Source organism: Mesorhizobium sp. M7A.F.Ca.US.006.04.2.1, from assembly GCF_004022915.1.
GTDB classification, from domain to species: domain Bacteria; phylum Pseudomonadota; class Alphaproteobacteria; order Rhizobiales; family Rhizobiaceae; genus Mesorhizobium; species Mesorhizobium ciceri.
Genome location: NZ_RZQA01001648.1, coordinates 1 through 456 on the forward strand (window position 1 = coordinate 1; position 456 = coordinate 456).

A 456-nucleotide genomic window follows, 5' to 3' on the forward strand; every position below is an offset into this window, starting at 1 on the left:
CTGCGGACCGGGCTCGACGATCTGGATACCGCCTTGCGCAGCCCATTGCTGAAGGTCTTCCCGGCTGCCTTCCTTGGCCGGGTGGTGACCATTCCTTACTATCCGCTCTCTGATTCGATGATCGAGGCGATCACTGGCCACCAGTTCGCCAAGATCGCTCGCCGGTTGCGGGCAACCAACGATGCGGAACTGGTGATCGGCGACGGTGTCATGGATCTGGTCAAGGCCCGCTGCACCGAGATCGAATCCGGCGGGCGGATGATCGATGCCATCCTGACCAACACGCTGCTGCCGGAACTGAGCCGCGGCGTGCTTAACCGGTCGCTCGAGGGCGAAAAGATGACCAAAGTCACCGTCGGCGCCTCCAAGGAAGGTTTCACTTATTCCTTCGAGTAGGTTCTGATCGTGTAGAACCTCGTCGCCCTCGGCTGCCGGCCCGCTATTCGCGATCCCCCG

General features: G+C 61.6%; 1 pseudogene. It reads left to right on the plus strand.

The annotated features are described in order from the left end of the window. A pseudogene (locus tag EN925_RS39215) lies at window positions 1-396 on the plus strand (type VI secretion system ATPase TssH); the annotation flags it as partial. Window positions 397-456: the final 60 nt, after the last annotated feature.